The 15,800-nt window shown below is 49.4% G+C and carries 11 protein-coding genes; 5 read left to right on the top strand and 6 right to left on the bottom strand.

The window, feature by feature from the left end; translation table 11 throughout:
* Positions 1 to 160: 160 nt before the first annotated feature.
* Together ACO6VE_RS04045 and ACO6VE_RS04050 are read left to right on the top strand one after the other, a co-directional pair.
* On the top strand, positions 161 to 1,393 hold the full coding sequence (locus tag ACO6VE_RS04045; RefSeq protein WP_422448242.1) for a hypothetical protein: 1,233 nt from the start codon (positions 161 to 163) through the stop codon (positions 1,391 to 1,393).
* Positions 1,394 to 1,465: 72 nt separating this feature from the next.
* Positions 1,466 to 2,950 carry a hypothetical protein gene (locus tag ACO6VE_RS04050; protein ID WP_422459842.1) on the top strand — a complete coding sequence of 495 codons (1,485 nt, stop codon included), beginning with the start codon at positions 1,466 to 1,468 and terminating at the stop codon, positions 2,948 to 2,950.
* A 32-nt stretch (positions 2,951 to 2,982) separates the two neighbouring features.
* Here ACO6VE_RS04050 and cysS read toward each other — a convergent pair whose 3' ends face one another.
* Together cysS and ACO6VE_RS04060 are read right to left on the bottom strand one after the other, a co-directional pair.
* Positions 2,983 to 4,362 carry a cysteine--tRNA ligase gene (gene cysS, locus ACO6VE_RS04055; RefSeq protein WP_422459854.1) on the bottom strand — a complete coding sequence of 460 codons (1,380 nt, stop codon included), beginning with the start codon at positions 4,360 to 4,362 and terminating at the stop codon, positions 2,983 to 2,985.
* A 21-nt stretch (positions 4,363 to 4,383) separates the two neighbouring features.
* A complete protein-coding gene (locus ACO6VE_RS04060) occupies positions 4,384 to 6,057 on the bottom strand; it encodes a glutamine--tRNA ligase/YqeY domain fusion protein (protein ID WP_422459844.1) in 1,674 nt (557 codons plus the stop codon).
* Positions 6,058 to 6,385: 328 nt separating this feature from the next.
* Here ACO6VE_RS04060 and ACO6VE_RS04065 point away from each other — a divergent pair, with 328 nt between their 5' ends.
* Positions 6,386 to 6,895 carry a peptidylprolyl isomerase gene (locus ACO6VE_RS04065; RefSeq protein ID WP_422449555.1) on the top strand — a complete coding sequence of 170 codons (510 nt, stop codon included), beginning with the start codon at positions 6,386 to 6,388 and terminating at the stop codon, positions 6,893 to 6,895.
* Positions 6,895 to 7,626: a UDP-2,3-diacylglucosamine diphosphatase gene (locus ACO6VE_RS04070; RefSeq protein WP_422459846.1), complete on the top strand. Its 732-nt coding sequence runs from the start codon at positions 6,895 to 6,897 to the stop codon at positions 7,624 to 7,626. Before ACO6VE_RS04065 ends, ACO6VE_RS04070 begins: the two co-directional genes overlap by 1 nt.
* A 599-nt stretch (positions 7,627 to 8,225) precedes the next feature.
* Here ACO6VE_RS04070 and ACO6VE_RS04075 read toward each other — a convergent pair.
* From ACO6VE_RS04075 to ACO6VE_RS04090, 4 genes are all read right to left on the bottom strand, one after another.
* Complete coding sequence (locus ACO6VE_RS04075) at positions 8,226 to 10,274, bottom strand: ankyrin repeat domain-containing protein (RefSeq protein WP_422459848.1); 2,049 nt, start codon at positions 10,272 to 10,274, stop codon at positions 8,226 to 8,228.
* A gap of 212 nt (positions 10,275 to 10,486) precedes the next feature.
* Positions 10,487 to 12,745, bottom strand: a complete 2,259-nt coding sequence (locus ACO6VE_RS04080) for an ankyrin repeat domain-containing protein (RefSeq protein ID WP_422459850.1) — start codon at positions 12,743 to 12,745, stop codon at positions 10,487 to 10,489.
* Positions 12,746 to 12,926: 181 nt separating this feature from the next.
* Positions 12,927 to 13,604, bottom strand: a complete 678-nt coding sequence (locus ACO6VE_RS04085) for a tRNA-(ms[2]io[6]A)-hydroxylase (RefSeq protein WP_422459852.1) — start codon at positions 13,602 to 13,604, stop codon at positions 12,927 to 12,929.
* A 208-nt stretch (positions 13,605 to 13,812) separates the two neighbouring features.
* Positions 13,813 to 14,484, bottom strand: a complete 672-nt coding sequence (locus ACO6VE_RS04090) for an OmpW/AlkL family protein (RefSeq protein WP_422448256.1) — start codon at positions 14,482 to 14,484, stop codon at positions 13,813 to 13,815.
* A gap of 269 nt (positions 14,485 to 14,753) precedes the next feature.
* Here ACO6VE_RS04090 and ACO6VE_RS04095 point away from each other — a divergent pair, with 269 nt between their 5' ends.
* On the top strand, positions 14,754 to 15,614 hold the full coding sequence (locus tag ACO6VE_RS04095) for a universal stress protein (protein WP_422448258.1): 861 nt from the start codon (positions 14,754 to 14,756) through the stop codon (positions 15,612 to 15,614).
* Positions 15,615 to 15,800: the final 186 nt, after the last annotated feature.

Raw genomic sequence — 15,800 nt, forward strand, 5'->3', positions numbered from 1 at the left:
AGCTACAAAAGTGCATTAAATGACAAGTGGCAGGAATAATAATGAAATATTGAATCATCTTTCTATTAATTTACTCAGATAAAGCCTTCCCCTGTGAATGCGCTATCCATTAAAAAGTAATTTTAATCGTCCACTTACTCCAAGAGAGCAATTTTCAAAGATGCATGTTAATTCGCTTCGATCTGGTACAGATACTAACAATATCATCATACAACCAACAGCAAATAACCCATTACTGGTAAAACCAGTAACAATATGGCGGCAGAGAGAAGTTGCCCTGCCAGACCAGCCAACGCAACAAAAAGTTCATTATTCACAGGCGCTCAACCCACCTCCTCAAACGGTTTTTTACCCGGTACCGCTACCAGTTGCAGCAGCACCACTACCAACGGTATCCGCACAGAGTGACACCTACCCCATTGCTGTTGTGTCAACACGCCGAAGAATTCCTGCTTTTATCCCCGCGCAAGAGCCAGGGCTTTACCTTTGTCGACCAACCTTTTGCGCTCCTCCCCCCACTTTTAGTCCATTCCAGGCCAGCCTGACGCCCTGCTACATCCCCCAACCGGCCTGCCCAGACACTGCAATTCAATTTTTGCCCCGGTTTCCGGCAGGATCAGCAGGAATAACACCAGCAAAAGCATCTGAAGCCCCGGAAGTCATGGAACTCATTACCGAAAACCGGGGAAGATACTTCACTTCAACCATTGACGACATTGCCTGCCATCGAAGAGCTGGTACTGGCAATATACAACTGGGGATTTTTAATCTGAAGGTTGGCCTGCGCTTTCCATTAGATCTAATGGCCAGCGATATGATCTCGTCACCAATACAGGGAAAGCTATGCTTCTCATCATGGAAGGCTCTGACCCAATACTTATCCAGACAACCCGCCGGCTGCTTTTATACTAAAGACCAGCAAAGAGAGCCCATCAGCAGAATCCCTATTTTCCTGAAATGTGATGAAATGAAATCATCTTCATCTACTCAGCTGGCAATCTCTCAGGAGACCATTGACCCATTGGAGGCAGAGCAGGAAATACCAAAAATTATCGATCACCTGAAATCCCTGAATGAGAAAAGAGTCACTGCCAGAATAGTATTCTTTGACTCCAAACAAGTTGGCGGAATAGCTTGCCATAGAGACCCGACAACAGGCTATCTTGCCTATTTTATGTTTAACACACCTACAGTGTATACGTCACTGTCAGTATCATCGCTCAGGGGGCTGTTTTGCGAACTGGAAGCTACCATAGAGCATTCCATGAATGACAGTGAGTTATCAGATTATATTGAATCTTTGGGTGTAGGCTGCTTTCTTAGACGAGGCATTCGCAGAAGGGGGAGCATACAGTTATTTTCTCACACTGTTAGTTTTCTATCAGATGATTAGTCCGGGAGATAATAAGACATCACGCTTCTTAATCCAGCTATTTAACAATTTAATCAGGCAAAGTGACTCACAATGAACAACAATCCATACACAACAAACGCCACTGCACAAGGATACCCCAGATACGGTGTGCCAGTACCAGCTCAACTGGCTTCTCCTTATCGACAGCCCTCCTTTACAGGAATGCCCCATTGGCAGGGACGAAATATAAGTCACACAGCTCATCTGGCACAGCGACTTCAACTCCCATACTTTACAGGTCAACAGGGGCAGATGTTCACCTCATATTTAAACCCGGATTTCACCGGTCCTGGCAGCACCAGCATTGCCGATGTGCAACCGCACATGCGACAAAGGAAAAAGTCGGCACCCGTACATGTCCCAACACCCCATACTTCAGAACATACCCCCAAATCTACAGCAACAGGCAATCCGAATCGGCCCCACCCCAGAAAATCTGAGCACTGCCCCGACGATGGAAAAAGACACACTGATAGCTTTTCTCAAACATCATCCGCCAACGGGATTAATGAATCAGCTGAAAGTGCTGAAGCATCGTTATCAGAAGACAACGGAATGTTACCCGGAGCATTCGCTGGCAGCTCAATCAATCCTTATTCCAGCCTGCAAAATAATGCCCATGTACAAGTGCTTATGGCCGAATTATGGGCAGCCACCCTCAACTATGAAAATACTTTTGGGATCCCCCCCTCTAACACCTTGCTGGCAAGAGCTTTTCATTTATTTTTACAGCAAAACCAAAATCATAAGACACCCTTGCTGCCTACTCCGACCACTTTCAATCAGCCAACCGTGAACTGGATGCCTTCCCACAGCCAGCAGTGCCTTGATGTAATAGAATGTTTAAACCTTTATCGAAACCAACGCATATATGGCGATATCATTCATGTTACAGACCATAAATCCGCTGGTCTTGGCAGAGCTTACATCTACCCACTACACATTAAATTCCGCATTTGGTTCCCTGAGGCGTTTAAAGCACTGCCCAACCAACAAATCAAGGCAATGAAGTTAGAAGGGAATCTGAAATTTAATCAGAGCGAAGTGGCAGCGTATGTCAAAAAACATTCTGAAGGAGCTTTTTATGACCTACGGCTTCAGAATGTAAAGCATGCAAAAGAAATTCCCATCTATTTGATAGCTACCGCCTTGATTGATGAAGCCCGTAGAAGAATTACACCTGAATCCCAACAGGTGCTGACTCATATTAAATCGCTTTTCGGACAGCCAATCACTGCAGATATCCTGATATTTTTTAGCAAGCACCAGGGAGGTATTGCCTGCCATTATGATGAAGCAAGTGGCATCAGTACCCGCTTCCTTTTCAGACTGCCTGATCAAGAATTCAAGAGTGTCCCGATCGCAGAATTGTCGAATAAATACCGTAAATTGCAGGCAAAAATAAAACCAATCGATGATGAAAAATTAAAAAGCTATGTTTTTGGCTTTGGGGCTGAAGCCTTTATGAGAGACTTTAATATAAATAACATAAAACTGCGCTCCAACGAGGTTTCTCTCCTTCCGAAAGAGGACTGACAGCAAAAAGCCGCCAGCCGTATAAAATGACGTTAACGCTCAATCCGCCATGTTGTACCTTCTCTGCTGTCCTGAAGAATAACTCCCCGGGCAGCAAGCTCATCACGGATACGATCTGCTTCAGCAAAATCACGATGCCTTTTGGCATTGTTGCGTTGCTCAATCATGCTTTCAATCATGGCTTCATCCACATCCGCACCGGATTTCAGAAACACTTCCGGATCCCGCTGCAGAATACCCAGAACCCCACCAAGCTTAACCAGCAGGGCAGCCAGTGACAGGGCAGCAGATTCGTCCTGACTGCGCACGGTATTGAGGTGACGCACCAGCTCAAACAATACGGCCAGCCCTTCTGCAGTATTGAAGTCATCGTCCATAACCTTGAAGAACCGCTGCTCGAACTCATTATTTTCTGCTGCGGACACCCCTTCCAGGTCAAGCCCTTGTAACGCGGTGTACAGACGCTCAAGACGTACGCCCGCCTCTTTCAGGCTATCTTCGGAATAGTTGATCGGGCTGCGGTAGTGGCTGGAGATCATAAAGTAGCGAACCACTTCTTCATCGTACTTATCCAGCACTTCCCGGATAGTAAAGAAGTTACCAAGGCTCTTGGACATCTTCACATTATCGATGCGGATTGCGCCAGAGTGCATCCAGGTATTCACAAACCTGGCATCGTTACACGCTTCGCTCTGGGCAATCTCATTCTCATGATGAGGGAACTTCAGATCTGAACCGCCACCATGAATATCAAAGGTATCGCCCAGACAGCATTTACCCATAACAGAGCACTCAATATGCCAGCCCGGACGCCCCTCACCCCAGGGCGATGACCAGCTGGGCTCACCGGGCTTGGCAGCTTTCCACAAAACAAAATCCAGTGGATCTTCTTTTTGCTCTTCCACCTCAATTCGGGCACCCGCTTCCAGCTCTTCAAGCACCTTGCCGGACAGCTTGCCGTAATCCGCAAACTTATGAACGCGGTAATAGACATCCCCGTTACCTGGTGCGTAGGCAAACCCCTTACCGATCAGCTGCTCGATCATTGCCACCATGCCCGGTACAAATTCGGTGGCCTTGGGCTCCTGGTCTGGTGGCAGGTTACCCAATCGCTGGAAGTCTTCCTGCATGGCGGCGATCATACGACCGGTCAGGGCCATAAAATCCTCACCATTTTCGGCCGCCCGGCGAATAATCTTGTCATCTACATCCGTAATATTGCGAACATAGGTCAGATCATAACCACGGGCACGGAGATAACGAGCCACCACATCAAACGCCGTTACCGTACGAGCGTGACCAATATGACAGTAGTCGTACACCGTCATACCACAAACGTACATGCGCACGTGATTGCCATCCAATGGGGTAAACGGCTCTTTCTTACGGGTCAGGCTGTTATAAATCTGCAGCACTTTATCGGTATCCTTTCTTCAAGCCTTATTGGCCCAGGTATCTTTCAAACCAATGGTCAGGTTAAACACCGGGTGTTCGGCGCAGTGGTCACGGCGGTCTGCAACAAAGTAACCTTCACGCTCAAACTGGAAGGACTGTTCCGGTGCCGCATTGACCAGCGATGGCTCAACCCACGCCTGAGTCACCTTCAGGGAGCCCGGATTCACATGACTCAGAAAGTCCTCTTCACCACGATCCGGTGCCGGATGGCTGAACAGACGATCATAAATTCTCAATTCAGCCTGTTGGCCGTGAGTCGCCGAAACCCAGTGAATAACGCCACGAGGACGAATACCTTCCGGTGGATCTTCCCCTACCGTACCCGGCACATAAGAGGCATGAACTTCAACAATATTGCCACTCTCATCACGGATCACTGCTTCCGCCTTAATGACATAGGCACTTCTGAGACGAACATAATCACCAATCACCAGACGCTTGAACTTTTTGCGGGATAAGGTGGTATCTTCGGTGAAGTCTTCCTGATCGATGTAGATTTCCCGGGTAAACGGCAGGGTTCTCTGCCCCAGCTCCGGACGATTAGGATGTGCTGCCGCCGCCATCTCCTGCACCTCGCCTTCCGGCAGGTTCTGAATCACCAGCTTCAAAGGCGAGAGTACCGCCATGGCTCGGGCGGCATTGGTGTTCAGGTCATCACGAATGGCATGCTCCAGCATGGACACATCAGCCGTGCCATCGGATCGGCTTACACCCAACATCTCGGAAAAGCGGCGGATGGAAGTCGGGGTATAACCACGACGACGCATACCGGAGATGGTTGGCATTCGGGGATCGTCCCAACCATTCACCACACCTTCATCCACCAGCTTTTTCAACTTGCGCTTGGAAGTCACCGTGTAATTCAGGTTGGTACGGGCAAACTCATACTGTCGGGGTCTGGCCGGAACCGGCAGGTTATCCAGGAACCATTCATAGAGAGGACGGTGATCCTGGAACTCCAGGGTGCAGATAGAGTGGGTAATATGCTCAATGGCATCTTCCTGGCCATGGGCAAAGTCATAGCTGGGGTAAATGCACCACTTGTCGCCGGTCTGATGGTGAGGCACCTTGCGAATCCGATAGAGAACCGGGTCCCGCATGTTCATATTGGGGCTCTGCATATCGATTTTGGCCCGCAGGGACGCCTTGCCTTCTTCATAGTCACCGGCCCGCATTTTGGCAAATTCAGCCAGGTTTTCTTCGACAGACTTGTTTCTGTCCGGGCTCTCAACACCGGGCTTATTGAAATCACCCCGGTTAACGCGCATGGCTTCAGCGTTCTGATGATCCACGTAGGCCTTGCCTTCACGAATCAGGTGCAGAGCCCAATCATAAAACTGGTCAAAATAGCTGGAGGCATAACGAACCTCACCAGACCACTGGAAGCCCAGCCAGCGGATATCTTCCTGAATGGCATCCACATAGACCTGTTCTTCTTTCTCCGGGTTGGTATCGTCAAAACGGAGGTTGCACTCACCCTGGTACTTTTCTGCCAGACCAAAGTTCAGACATATGGAAGTAGCGTGGCCAACATGGAGAAAACCATTCGGCTCTGGAGGAAAGCGGGTATGAATACGGCTGACCCGGCCTTCTGCCAAGTCTTTTTCAATAATCTGTTCCAGAAAGTTTCTGGCTTTTTCGGTAGCAGTCATTGTCACTGATGCATCTATGAGAGGTTACTGGCGAACAGGGTTTAGATACCTGCGCCATAATCGGCTGAGACTACCATATCTGCCAATGCTGGAAAATAACTCATTATCCTGCCAGGAGGATTTACCAGGTATGGTTTCACTTTTTACCGACAGACAGGCCTGACAGACAATAATAGATCGTATTGACTATCAGTATTCGGCCCCTGGTTTAACGAATAGGTTTTACACAGGTACGAGAAACACCTAGAATCCCTGGTTTTCCTGACGCTCCCAGAGTCTGCGGACGTTATGTAACAGACGTTATTTAACAAGAGTGGTGACCCACATGATGGTCGTATTACACACCAATTTCGGTGATATCAAACTGGACCTGGATGCTGAAAAAGCACCAAAAACCGTTGCCAATTTCATTGAGTATGCGAATAGCGGCCATTTTAATGGCACCATTTTCCACCGTGTTATCGATGGTTTTATGATCCAGGGCGGCGGCTTTGAGCCTGGCATGGTGCAAAAATCAACCAGGATGCCCATCGACAATGAGGCCGATAACGGCCTGAAGAATGAAACCGGGACGATTGCCATGGCCAGAACCATGGACCCGCACTCGGCATCTGCCCAGTTCTTTATTAATGTCAAAGACAACCACTTCCTTAACCACAGCGCCAAAACCAGTGATGGCTGGGGCTACTGCGTCTTCGGCAAAGTGACTGAAGGCATGGATATCGTCAACAAGATCAAAGGGGTTAAAACCACTTTCCGTGCTGGCCACCAGGATGTTCCGGTAGAAGACGTGGTGATTGAGTCCGCAGAAGTGCTTGAGAACGTGGAAACCGCCTGATGAAGGCGCTGTTTATTTCAGACCTTCACCTGACACCAGAATGCCCGGCGGTTGCCCGGGCGTTCTGCCATTATCTGGCCGATCGGGCCCCGCAGGCTGATGCCCTCTATATTCTGGGTGACTTCTTTGAATATTGGGTCGGGGATGATGCCATGGATGACTTTCAACACGATATTGCCCAGCGACTCAGACAGTATACCAACAGCGGCAAGGCCCTGTACCTGATGCCCGGCAACCGGGATTTCGCCATCGGGAAAAGCTTCCTGCAGGCCACCGGCGCACAGTGGCTGAAAGACCCGACACTGATCACGATTAATAACCAGAAAATTCTGCTGATGCACGGTGACTCACTCTGCACTGAAGACAAGCAGTACCAGCGCTACCGAAAAATTATCCGTAATCCCCTGGTGATGGCTTTACTGCGTATGACTCCCTTGACTTACCGCAAGAATCTGGGCCACAAAATCCGCCAAAAAAGCAAAGCGGCCAAAATCGGAAAAGCGCTGGACATTATGGATGTTACGCGATCCGAAGTGGTTGAGGCGATGGAAAGGTTCGAGGTAGATACCTTGATCCACGGCCATACGCACCGCCCGGACATCCATGAAGTCACCTTAAAACATGGGATCGGCAAACGCTTTGTATTGGGCGACTGGACGAATAAGGGCTGGGAGATTGAACTGGACAGCAATGGTATAACGCTGGATGCTTTCCCGATCAAACATCCATGATCCGCGAGTAAAAAAGTGACTGCACCTGATGCCCTGGCATGAAAACCATAATTTTTTTCAAAAATTGAACAAATGATCCTCTGATATTGTCAATAGAAATAATCTTACATTCATTAAGAGGATTTGATCATGTTTTCCAGTCTCATCACCAATACTCCTGACACAAGACTGCCAATTAATTCCCAAGAGCCTCGGTCCTCAGCATCAACAGCGGCTGCCAAGGCATTTAAGTTCGCTACGTATGGTGTTTTGGCGTGTAGTTACGGATGTTTGACCAGCATAGCGATCCACAGGGTCCAATCATACTACAATCAGCCTGCCGACGATTTTTTAGACCAATACTACTTTGGTAACGATACAGGTCAATGGATCAACTATCAGCAACTACGTAGCGAACATCAAACCCTGTCTTTCTTTGCTCAGGCAGTGATTTCAGGAACCATCACATTGGCTGCCCACATGTTTATGAACAAAATTTTTCCCACTCAAACGTCAGCCCCACCTACCCCCCTCTAACACTGAAAACCAGCCTGCACAGAGTCAATCCGCTGCAGGACTTATCATCCCGAATAAACCCTCAGATATAGTCTGACGAAAAATCAGGTACCACTGTGACATCGGATGTCACTTATTTTTGACTTATCGATGGCACCCCCGGGTTTCCGACTAAAACTGCTGGTCACATTAAATTGCTGCAGATATTGAACAACATCCAGATGACCCATTTTCTCAGCAATGGAAAGTACATCCGTATTGTTGGCAGGGTTTGAGTAGCGAATGTCGGCACCCTGTTGATGCAGGTACATAACGGTATCCAGATGACCATAATCTGATGCAGTCCAGATCGCGCTGCCAAAGTTCCGGCTTTCCACATTAACGTCAGCCCCCAGTTCAACAAGATACTTCACCACATCAACATGCCCACCTTGGCACGCCTTCCAGAGCAGTTCAGAGATGTCAGGCTTGGGCGCAGTACTGAAATGGGTCTCGAATGCGCTGAGCAGATACTTTACCGCTTTCAGGTGGCCTTGACTTGACGCATGAATGAGCGCCGATGAAACGTGTGACGGTTTGATAAGCTGCTGTATGGTGTACTCTTCAAACAGGTATTCCAGTACGTGGCAGTGACCTCCCAGGGCGGCGACAAAAAGCAAAGAATCCGCATCAATTGCTGCGGATTTATGAACCAGAAGCATGACCAGCTCAAGGTGCCCCTTCGATGCAGCCTCAACAACAGGCGTATCGAGCGTGACGTTGGCGTTGATATCTGCGCCTTTTTCCAGCAGGAGTTTGACCAGTTCAAAGTGCCCGCCGGCGCAGGCCTGACACAACGGAGTTTGCTGGCCTGAGCAATTGGCTTCAATGTCTGCCCCCCTGTCAAGTAGCCACGTTACAGCTTCAATTGAGCCACTGCGGGCCGCAGCAGAGATCGGGGAATCGTAACCCGCCCCATTAACGTTGATGGCTGCCCTGCTGGCAATGTAATTCATCATCACCACCTTGCCACCCTCAGCCGCTTGCCGGAACAGAGTGGCGCTGAGGTGGGGAGTGTCAAGATTCAGATTCAGGTGCCTAAGCAGGAACCTCAACAGTTGCACATTACCAGAATGGGCCGCTGCCTCAAGAGGGTGCGGGTTTGTCTGGGAGTATGTGTTACCGCATCCGGCGTTGATATCCGCCCCCTGATCAAGCAGATATTTGACCATTGGCAGATTGCCGCTGCGACAGGCAGCCCAGATCAAGGTTTTACTGCCGGTTTCGCCATGGCTATTGTTTGCACCTCGTTCGAGCAGTAACTTGACCTGCTCGAAATGGCCATTGATTGCCGCAACATGAACCGGGGTACGATGACCGGTACTGTGGTTATCAATATGCTCGCCGAGATTGAGCAGATACTCGATTAGATTGGTCGATCCCATTCTGGCCGATTGGTAAATCAGAGCATCCATGCCCCGGCAACCGACTTGCAACTGGGCACCGTTCTCTTTCAGAAACTTCACCACATCCTGATGGCCTGCATGAATGGCCCAGTACAGTGGAGAGATAAAACCTGTGGTACTGCCAGCCTGAATGTCTGCATTATATTCCAGCAGAACCTTGACTATCTCCAGATGCCCTGAAACGGCCGCCATCACAAGAGGTCCATAAAGAGAACCCTTTGCGTCAGGGAGTGCCCCCTTAGCCAGCAGAAGTTTTACCACTTCAAGCTTGCCAGCCCCGACTGCCAGCCAGAGTGGGGTGCACTGAGCCCCCATCTTAATAGTCCTGCCCAGACGGGCTATAACATAAGGGGACGTCCCGTGAATGCTGACCGGTTGTTGATCCAATGTTGCAATCTGCTCGGAGAGGTCGCCATTAACATCGGCACCCCGTTGCAGCAATCCTGAAATGGCGAGGATTTTTCCATTCAGGATTCCAGAGACAAATTGTCTTTGCCAGTTGTCCGGCAAGGCGCGTGGGTTATGATTCCATGATGGTGCAATGGCTCTTTTCGTCAGGGAAGTGACGGGAACAGCGCGATTGCAGGCAGGCGCTTTTGGCAAGGCAGGAAAAACAGGGGCTGACGACTTATCCCTGGCACCAGGGCCAGAGAGCGTTGTACCGGCGAATGTGCTCTGGCTATCAGGACTGGAAACTGCACTATACATTTTGTCATTCCAATTCAGATTTCGAGAACCCTGTTGGACAATTATTTCCCTTTTTTTATCCGCCAGACGTTTATTTAACAACAAAGACAGCCAGAGATTTTAAAACCACGACAATGTAGAGCCGGTTTATCAAGTTTTATGCACAGTGGTCACAGCGGCGAAGACTCTGCTACCAATATTCTCAGACAGGCACCCCGCTGTGAAATCGGATTTCACTCATTTTTTGACTCATCGATCGAGGAAAAGTGCTCCCCGGGCTTCCGACAAAGACTGCTGGTCATTGGGAGAAAATGATTAAGCTGCTGCAGGTATTGAGCAACATCCTGATGACCCATTTGCTCCGCTATGGAAAGTACATCCGTATTGTTGGCAGGGTTTGAGTAGTGAATGTCGGCACCCTGTTGATGCAAGTACATGACGGTATCCAGATGACCATACTTTGATGCAGTCCAAACCGCGCTGCCAAAGTTCTGGCTTTCCACATTCACGTTAGCCCCCAGCCCAGCAAGATACTTCACCACATCAACATGCCCACTTTGGGCCGCCATCCAGAGCGGTTTAGAGATGTCAGGCTTGGGGGCAGTACTGAAATGGGTCTCGAATGCGCGGAGCAGGTACTTTACTGCGTTCAGGTGGCCATGAAAAGACGCTTGAATGAGTGCCCCTGAAAAGTGTGACAGTTCGATACGCTGCAGTATTGTGTTCTCTTCAAACAGGTATTCCAGTATGGGGCAGTTACCTCCCAGGGCGGCACCAAAAAGCAAAGAACCTGCATCAATTGCTGCGGATTTATGAACCAGACGCTTGACCAGCTCAAGGTGCCCATTAAATGCAGCCCCAAAGATAGGCGAGTGGAGACCTTCGTCAGCATTAACATTAGCATTAACCTCTGCGCCTTTATCCAGCAGGTATTCCACCATCTCCACAAGCCCCTTCTGCGCTGCTATATAGATAGGGGTACGAAAACCTGAAGCATCGGCATTGACGCTGACGCCCCTGTCAAGCAGGTATGCCACGGTATCAATACTGCCAGCTCTGGCCGCAAAATAGATTGGCGAATCCAACCCTGTATTGCCGTCAAGTCTTGCGCCCTTGCTGACCAGGAATTTGACCAGTTTAAAGTGCCCCCGGGCGCAAGCCTGACACAGTGGAGCTTGTGGGCCTGAGCAGTTGGCCTCAATGTTTGCACCCTTTTCAAGTAGCCACTTCACCGCTTCGATAGAGCCACTGCGAGCCGCTGCTGAGATCGGGGAATCGCAACCCGTTTCATTAATGTTGATAGTTGCCCTGTTGGCAATGTAATCCATCATCACCACTTTGTCTCCCTCAGCAGCGTGGCGGAACAGAGTAGCGCTGAGGTCGGGGGTGTTGATAGTCAGATTCTGATGCTCCAGCAAGTACGCCAACAGTTGGCAATTGCCAGAATGAGCAGCAGCCTCAATGGGGTGGGGTTCTGTCCAGGGGTAGGTATTACCGCCGCCAGCGTTGATGTCCGCCCCCTGATCAAGCAGATATTTGACCATTTGGAGGTTGCCGCTGTAACAGGCAGCCCAGATCAAGGTTTTGCCACCGGTTTCGCCATGGCTATTGTTGGCACCTCGCTCAAGCAGTAACTTGACCGGCTCAAAATGGCCATTGATTGCCGCAGCATAAACCGGGGTATGCTGACCGGTACTGTGGTTATCAATGTCCTCGCCGAGATTGAGCAGATACTCTATTAAATTGGTCGATCCCCTTCTGGCTGATTCGTGAATCAGAGCATCCATGCCCGGGCAACCAACTTGCAAATGGGCACCGTTCATTTCCAGAAACTCCACCACATCCTGATGGCCAGCATGAACGGCCCAGTACAGTGGAGAATTAACACCTGTGGTACTGCCAGCTTGTATGTCTGCCTTATATTCCAGCAGGACCCTGACTATATCCAGATGCCCTGCAACGGCTGCCATCTCAAGAGGTGCAAAGCGATAGTCCCTGGCGTCAGGGAGTGCCCCCTTAGACAGCAGAAGTTCTACCACTTCAAGCTTGCCAGCCCCGGCTGCCAGCCAGAGCGGGGTGCACAGAGCCCCCAGTCCGGCAGTCTTGCCCAGGCGGACTGTAACAGAGGGGTGCGTCCCATGAATGTTGACAGGTTGTTGAGCCAATTTTGCAATCTGGCTGGAGAGGTCGCTATTAACATCTGCACCTTGTTGAAGCAATCCTGAAATGGCCTCGATTTCTCCATTCAGGATTCCAGAGACAAATTGCCATTGCCAGTTTTCCGGCAAGGGGAGTGGGTTATGATGCCCTGATGGTGCGATGGTTCTTTCCGTCAGGGCAGCGGCGGGGACAGGGCTGTTGTGAGCAAGGGAAGTTTCTTTTGGCAAGGCAGGAAGAACAAGGGCTAACGACTTATCCGTGGCATCAGGGCCAGAGGGAGTTGTACCGGCGAAAGTGCTCTGGCTATCAGGACTGGAAACTGCACTATACATTTTGTAATTCCAATTCAGTTTTCGATAGCCCTGTTGGACATTTATTTCCCTTTTTTTATCCCCCGTACGTTTATTTACAAGCAAAGACGGCTAGAGATTTTAAAACCACGACAATGCAGAGCCGGTCTATCACGTTTTACGGACAGTCGTCACAGCGGCGAAGCCCCTGGCACCAATATTCTCAGACAGGCACACCACTGTGAAAACGGAATAGTTTGTCCGGAGACTCAATGGCATCCTGTTCAATCCCGGCGAATATCGCCACCCGGTCAGCCACTGACCCGCCATTAATGGCCTCTGCCAATGCCAGATAGTCCTGAAAATGTCGACTTTCAGACTTCAATAATGACTGATAAAACTTCTGCAATTCATCGTCCAGCCATGGCGAGAGTGCCGCAAAACGCTCACAGGAACGGGCTTCAATAAACGCCCCCATCACCAGGGTATCGACCAGCCTGAATGGTTCAAACGTTCTGATGGCAGCACTTAACTGCCCCGCATAGCGACCGGCTCCAAGGTGAACATAGGGAATATCCCTGCGTGCCATAATGGCCAGAACCTGCTCATAGTGCCGCAACTCTTCACGGGCCAGTCTGGACATTTTGTTCAGCAGGCTTAACTGATCTTCTATTCTGAGTTGCAGCCCACCTTTCTGCTGTTCACAGCGGCCATTACCCCGGACGAACGTCCCGGTGCGATAACGGCTCATAATCGCCATCGCTGATTGAGCGGCCTTCAGTTCATTATTGGCATGATCAACCAGAATCACCGCAAGATTCTCTGGTTTGCGCGCTTCATCAATCCATGCCTCAGGGGTTGGACAGGGTAAGAATTCAAGAATGGGCGAAATATTGGTCATAACTGGCTCACCTGGCTGAGCCAGCATGGTAACACGAGCGACAGGAGGGCGTTAAAGTGAGGCATCAATGTCTTTTTCTTATGAAGCAGGAGATCAAGCAGACCCATAAAGCACGCTGAAGCTACAAAGGTCAGATTCACCAATGCGCAGAATAAAAAACGCTGTCAGACAACTGACAGCTTTTTTTATTCAACTTATTGCCATGGCTTTAGAAACGGTATGCTACACCGGCCATATATACCCAGGGATCCAGAGATACATCAATTTTGTAATCATTTGAGCCATCTGTGAAAGTACCCGTTGTATCTATGTCCATATACCAGACGGCAGCATTCACACTCCAGTTATCAGCAACCTGGTAATCAAAACCGACCTGAGCCGCCAGACCAAGGGAGTCATCCAGCTTCAGATTCCGAAAACCAGCATTCGAACCAGCACCAACAAACTTTTCACTGAAAAAGATAGTGTAATTCAAGCCCGCGCCAAAATAGGGCTGGAACGCTGACGCATTACCCATTGGATAATACTGAACACTCAAAGTAGGTGGTAAGTGCTTTACTTCAGCGAAATCACCAAGACCAGAAAGCCCACCCTTACCCTGCAACTTGTGTGAGAATGGAGTAGCTGCAAGCAACTCAATACCGAAATTATCCTGAATCATATAAGTCAATGATAATCCCAGTTGAGTCTCATTATTGACATCCACTTTTGAGTCAGGCTGTTCGACCCCTGCTACATACAGATTTCCACTATCCACATCAGGATTTACACTGGCCAGACCACCACGAACAATAAAGTCACCAGCCTCATAGGCCTGTGCGGCACCAGATAGCAATACAGTTGCACTGATAATAGCGAGAGAAAGCGATTTGATTTTCATTCCTTACCTTTTTTGTTATTTATCAACCGGAAATGTAATATGCTGTTATTATATAAAGTTCGCCAGCACATTTATTGACCCAGATCAATTCTTCAAAAAACACAACGGTTTCCATAAGATCTCTTTTATAAATACAAATATTCATGGAATAACATTCCACATACTCCTAACTGCACAGCATTCTATTGACCCAGATCATAAAAACATCAGTTCCGCTCATGCATGATGGAACTATAACAAGCAGAATATTCAGCAAGAGAGGAAACATTATGCGTGGAATTACCAAGGTTCTGGCCGTTGTTGATACCAGAAAGGAACAGCAGCTTGCCCTTGAACGGGCCAGCCAGATCTGCCGGGTAACCGGTGCTGCCCTGCATATTCTTGCGCCAAACCCCAGGGCCGATGGTGAATCAATGGTTCGCCTGGAAGCACTGGCTGAGCCACTGATGTCTGAGGGTCAGGAGGTTTATCTGCATGAAACATGGAATGGCTCTGTTATTGAAACCATTATCCATGTGCGTCAGATGGAACGCTGCCACCTGGTAGTCAAAGATGCCAAGTTAATCACCGCCCTCAAGAAAGCCTTCTCTACGCCTGAAGACTGGAGCCTCCTCCGCCGCTGCCGGGTTCCTGTACTGCTGGTGCAGGATAATAGTGACTGGACTAAAGGCAAAATCCTCGCGGCCATTAACGCCGACCCGAGAGACCATTATCACAGCATTCTTAACCAGGCGATCCTGCAATATGCGACGGACATCGCCAGTGAGTTCTCATCAGAGCTGCATCTGGCCACCGCTTACCCGACAACGATGCTGGCGATTCAGGATCACGGTGATGGACGGACTGACAAGGACTACTACGAAAAGCATTGTCAGGAATATGCCCGGGAGTTCAATCTCAATGAAGACTATTTCCATATTGAACCCGGTCCAACCGAGACCATGATCCCCGCGCTGCTGCAAGACATTGATGCCAAACTTCTGATTCTTGGCACTCACGCAAGAACCGGCATCAGCGCCCTGGCTATTGGCAATACCGCCGAACAGCTGATCTCCGAGGTCAAAACCGATATTCTGGTACTGCAGCCAAAACATCACATGATCCCACTGGAGCGCGAACTGGGTAAATAAGCCGACACCATAGCTGCCAGCCCCCATCCTGGCAGCCACCTCAAAATATTTCAGTCACGAAACCGGATAAAGCGGCTAAAAACTTCTATATTGTCCTAGGAGCCTGTCGGACTTAAGCGTCCGTAGCGAGGATTGCGAGAAATTGAGGATAAAAATTTCTGCTTCTGAGGAGAATAGCGGGGCTAT

This window comes from Endozoicomonas sp. ALB115 (assembly GCF_049310245.1).
Classification (GTDB): domain Bacteria; phylum Pseudomonadota; class Gammaproteobacteria; order Pseudomonadales; family Endozoicomonadaceae; genus Endozoicomonas.

What these genes read in the sequence shown, in the direction of transcription:
- ACO6VE_RS04045 (WP_422448242.1), top strand. Translation starts at nt 161, where the DNA reads ATGCATGTTAATTCGCTTCGATCTGGTACAGATACTAACAATATCATC.
- ACO6VE_RS04050 (WP_422459842.1), top strand. Translation starts at nt 1,466, where the DNA reads ATGAACAACAATCCATACACAACAAACGCCACTGCACAAGGATACCCC.
- ACO6VE_RS04060 (WP_422459844.1), bottom strand. Translation starts at nt 6,057, where the DNA reads ATGACTGCTACCGAAAAAGCCAGAAACTTTCTGGAACAGATTATTGAA.
- ACO6VE_RS04065 (WP_422449555.1), top strand. Translation starts at nt 6,386, where the DNA reads ATGGTCGTATTACACACCAATTTCGGTGATATCAAACTGGACCTGGAT.
- ACO6VE_RS04070 (WP_422459846.1), top strand. Translation starts at nt 6,895, where the DNA reads ATGAAGGCGCTGTTTATTTCAGACCTTCACCTGACACCAGAATGCCCG.
- ACO6VE_RS04075 (WP_422459848.1), bottom strand. Translation starts at nt 10,274, where the DNA reads ATGTATAGTGCAGTTTCCAGTCCTGATAGCCAGAGCACATTCGCCGGT.
- ACO6VE_RS04080 (WP_422459850.1), bottom strand. Translation starts at nt 12,745, where the DNA reads ATGTATAGTGCAGTTTCCAGTCCTGATAGCCAGAGCACTTTCGCCGGT.
- ACO6VE_RS04085 (WP_422459852.1), bottom strand. Translation starts at nt 13,604, where the DNA reads ATGACCAATATTTCGCCCATTCTTGAATTCTTACCCTGTCCAACCCCT.
- ACO6VE_RS04090 (WP_422448256.1), bottom strand. Translation starts at nt 14,484, where the DNA reads ATGAAAATCAAATCGCTTTCTCTCGCTATTATCAGTGCAACTGTATTG.
- ACO6VE_RS04095 (WP_422448258.1), top strand. Translation starts at nt 14,754, where the DNA reads ATGCGTGGAATTACCAAGGTTCTGGCCGTTGTTGATACCAGAAAGGAA.